We start from the raw sequence: 4,165 nt of genomic DNA on the forward strand, positions 1-4,165 counted from the left end.
GGGGCCCACGCGCGGAGCGCGCCGCTGGCCTCCCTGAGCGGATGAATCCGCCGCTCCAGAATCGGGAAGCCGGTGTGAGCGGCGGGCTCCACGGCAGCCCCCACCCGGGCTCGCATTACTCGCCCACCCTCCCCCAAAACAGACTGGGGGAGGGTGGGTCCGGGCGACAAACTCCGGAGCGCGTACCCAGTGCTCCCTTCCCCCAGGGTTTTTTGGGGGAAGGGTTGGGGATGGGGGCCTGCCCGCCACTCGCGCCGAGTTCCGGTTCTACCTCAGACTGCAGTTGCCGTGTGCCCCCTCTCCCACATCTGTTCGTGGGAGAGGGTGGACGCGCCTAAGCGCGGACGGGTGAGGGCCATACCGTCAGCGCACACCGTTCTCTTCGCCTAAGTGAACTGGTGCTGTCCGGTTCGAGACCTTCGCCCCCGTCCCCTCAGTCCGCCGTAGCGAGCGCGGGGAGCGGCGCGGCATCCGGGTCGGGGGCGACGTCGCGGAACGTGCCCAGCACCTCCATCAGCCGGTCCACGTCCGCCCCGTTGCTCGCGATGCCCACCGACACGCGCACCGCGCCCACCGGGTGGTCGGTCATGCAATCCGAGAACACCTGGATGTTGAACGTTTCCGGCGTGAGCGTCTTGATGCAGCGGAACGCGTCCTCATCCGGGTACTCGAAGGCGAACTCCGCCGCGCCGGGATTGCAGAAGAAGCCCGTCCGCAGCGAGATCCCCGCGTCGTTGGCGCGCTGCTCCACCTCGCGAAAGTCCACCAGCCCGCCCTCGGGATCCAGCAGGTTGAACGCGAGCGTCCCGCCGCGCCCCTCCATGCTCGCCGGCCCGTAGAAGCGCACCATGGGCGCCCCGTTGGCGTGGTGCATTTCCTTGAGCCCGTTCAGCATGCGCTCCGCCAGGCCCGTGACGTGCGCGTTCACCCGGTCAATGCCGATCCCCTCCAGAAAGTCCAGCCCGGTAGTGACCGCGGCAATCCCCAGGTAGTTCAGTGTGCCGTCCTCAAACGCGCGGCCGGTCACGTGCGCCATGTGCATCTGGTTCTGCGCCGACACGAAGCGCACCGTGCCACCCGCAAACCAGGGCCGGTGCAGCTCGCCCAGCGCGTTGCGCCGCGCCAGCAGCACGCCCACCCCGGTGGGAAAGCCGAACATCTTGTAGAACGAGACGCACACGAAGTCCGGGCGCACCACCCGCAGGTCCAGCCGGTTGGTGGGCACGTACGCCGCCGCGTCCAGCACCACGTGGTAGCCGTATTCACTGGCCACCTCCACCAGATCCAGCGGATGCTTTACGCCGGAGAAGTTGGACTGCGCGGGAAAGGCGAACAGGTTGTGCGCCGCGCGGTCCGCGCCGGCCAGGTGCCGCTCCACGTCCGCCAGCCGCATCTCCGGCCCCATGGGCACGTAGCGCACGTCCGCGCCGTGCGCCGCGGCGAACTCGCGCAGCCCGTTGACGGAGTTGTGGTTGTCCGCCGTCAGCAGAAAGCGGCCGCCCGGCTGCCACGGGAACGCCTCGCCGATGAGCTTGAGCGCGCCGCTGGCATTCAGCGTAAAGACGACCTCGTACAGCTCGGGGTCGGCGTTGAAGTACGCCAGCACGCGCTGCCGCGCCGTTTCGCACTGCTGCGTGGCGGCGAGCGAGGTGGGGTTGCGCGAGTGGGGATTGCCGAACACGCCCCGGCACAGGAAGTCCGCGTGGGCGCGCACCTGCGACTCGGCGTACAGGCCGGCGCCGGTGTAGTCCAGATACACGTGCCCCTCCGCGTCCAGGCGGCTGAACTCGCGATCGCGCAACTGCTGGAAGGTGTCGTGCATCCCGGGCTCCTGCATGGGGTTCGGCGGATCCGAAAGATAGGGCCGGCGGCGGCCGAACGGTACTCCCGCGCCCTCACACCCCCGCGTGCTCGCGCTCGCGGGCGGCGGGCGCGGATGCGGACGCGCCCGGTCCTGCGCCCCCGCGCCGCGCGGCCCGCACCTCCGCGCGCGCCTCGGCCAGCGCGTCGCGGATCCGCGCGCGGCCGGCGTCGCCGATCTGCTCGCCGGCAAAGCGGGCGCGGAGGTAGAGCCGCACCAGTTCGCCCGCGGGGCGCCACCCCGGCGCCCTGTCCCGCGCCAGCCGCTCGGCGAACTGCAGCGGTCCGCCGCCCTGCACGCCGGAGCGCGCGTACACCCGCCGCAGCGCCAGGTAGGCCCGCTGCTCCGGCGAGCGCGGCCCCGTGCGCCCACGCCGCATCCACACCACGGCCGCGGCGGCCACCGCCAGCGCGACGGCAACGGGCACCAGAGGCGGCGCGCGGAAGGGCGCCCGCTTTCCATCCGCCCCGAACGCCTCCGCGCGGTTGCGCTCGAACAGGTCGCCCAGCCGCCGGGCCATCCCCAGCTGCTTGTCCAGGTCGTAGTCCAGCACCCAGCGGTACCAGCGGTGCTCCATGCCGTCGAACCAGAAGCGCAGCGGCCACGCCCACGCATCGCCCGTTTCGCGGTTCACCAGGTCGTCGCGCGAGGGCGGCGTGGGATCGAACGTCACCCATCCCAATCCGCCGAACCACACCTCCACCCATGAGTGCGCATCGTTTCCCGTCACCGCCAGGTAGCCGCCGGTGGGGTTCCACTCCCCGCCCAGAAAGCCGGTGACGTTGCGCGCCGGGACCCCCGCCGTGCGCAGCAGCATCACCATCGCCGTGCTGAAGTACTCGCAGTGCGCCTCGCGCCGGCGAAAGATGAAGCCCTCCACCGTGCCCTCGTCGCGCGTGCGCGGCAGGTCCAGCGTGTAGCCGTAGTTCTCACGAAAGTACCGCTCCACCGCGCGCGCCTTGTCCATCCGCTCCGGGTACGGCGCGGTCAACGAGTCCGCCAGCCGCTGCATGGCGGGCGAAAAGCGGGGCGTCTGCAGATACGGGGTCAGCAGCCGCGAGTCCGGCCGCAACTGCGCGCGGATCTGCTCGTCCGAGGGCCGCTCCCGCCCGTAGAACACGGTGTACACCGGCACGTCCGTCCCAAAGTACAGAATGTCACCGGACGGCTCCTGAAAGGCGCGGATGGCGGACTTGGGCTGCACCGCCAGCACCGGGTGCGGCCCGAACAGCACGTCCGCGCCCTCCGGCCCGCCGAAGATGCGCGCCCGCTGCGGCGTGCCTCCCCAGCGCGCCAGGTACGCGGGGCCCGACATGGCCGGGCCGGGAAGGCCGCGCGTGCGCGTCCAGCGCTCGCCGTCAAAGCGGTCAAAGGAGCGGCCGCGCCAGTGCATGCGGTCCGCGTTTGCGGGGGCGCCCTCCGGAAACTCCACCCGCAGCGCCACTTCGGGGTTGGATGACAGGCGGCCGCCCAGCTGCCCCAGCCGCACCTCGTCCGAAAAGCCCGCCATGGTCACGGCGCCGCCGTTGCGCCCCTGCACGTTCCAGGTGCGCGGCAGCCGGGGAAAGAGGATGAACAGCCCCACGGCCACCGTGAGCGTGACGGCGGACAGCGCGGCCACGCCCCCCGCCATCCGCCGGCTGACGCGCACGTCCGGCGCGTGGAAGCGCTCGGCTTGGCGGCGCAGGTGTCCGGCCATCATCGCCAGCGTGGTGAGGACGATGAAGGCGACGAACGCGGCGGCGAAGGGGAGGCCGGGGTAGAACGCCGTCGCCGCCACGAGGAGCGAAAACGAGAGCAGGTACAGTCGCCCGTCGTTGCGCGTGTCCAGCGAGCGCAGGCTTTCGCCGCCCAGCAGCAGGAGCAGCATCGCCATCACCGCCGGCATGAAGTCGGCGCTGAGCACAAAGGCGACGTACAGCATCCACGCGCACAGCCCCAGGATGAGGATGCGGGTGGCGCGCTCAATCACCACGCTCCACCGCGGCGAGGGCGGCCGGGCGATGGCCACGCCGAGCGCGGCGGCGGCCACCATCACGTCCGCCGTCCACCCCGCGCCGGCGGCGTAGGCGGCCAGCGCGGAGAGCCCCATGCCCGCCGTCAGGCGGCGGTGCAGGTGCGCGGCGGTCATCGGCCGCCTCCCGCGGCGGGAAACACGTCGCCCCACCCGGCGCCGGGCGCGGCGGCGGTCACCAGCACGCACTCCGCGGGGGGAACGGGCGGGGCCAGCCGCGGCGCGTCGTCGCGGAACTCCGCGCGGGCCAGCGCATCCAGCACCCGCTCCAGCTGCGCGGCGCCCGCCGC

At 72.2% G+C, this 4,165-nt stretch carries 2 protein-coding genes; both read right to left on the reverse strand.

Annotated elements, in window-relative coordinates:
• Window positions 1-433: 433 nt before the first annotated feature.
• Window positions 434-1,822 (reverse strand): aminotransferase class V-fold PLP-dependent enzyme, encoded by a 1,389-nt coding sequence (locus tag VF665_RS23700; protein ID WP_331055960.1) that lies wholly within the window; start codon window positions 1,820-1,822, stop codon window positions 434-436.
• Between the two features lie 73 nt (window positions 1,823-1,895).
• Window positions 1,896-3,992, reverse strand: coding sequence for a transglutaminase TgpA family protein (locus VF665_RS23705; protein ID WP_331055961.1), 2,097 nt, complete (start codon window positions 3,990-3,992; stop codon window positions 1,896-1,898).
• Window positions 3,993-4,165: the final 173 nt, after the last annotated feature.

The organism is Longimicrobium sp. (genome assembly GCF_036387355.1).
GTDB lineage: Bacteria > Gemmatimonadota > Gemmatimonadetes > Longimicrobiales > Longimicrobiaceae > Longimicrobium.

What these genes read in the sequence shown, in the direction of transcription:
- VF665_RS23700 (WP_331055960.1), bottom strand. Translation starts at nt 1,822, where the DNA reads ATGCACGACACCTTCCAGCAGTTGCGCGATCGCGAGTTCAGCCGCCTG.
- VF665_RS23705 (WP_331055961.1), bottom strand. Translation starts at nt 3,992, where the DNA reads ATGACCGCCGCGCACCTGCACCGCCGCCTGACGGCGGGCATGGGGCTC.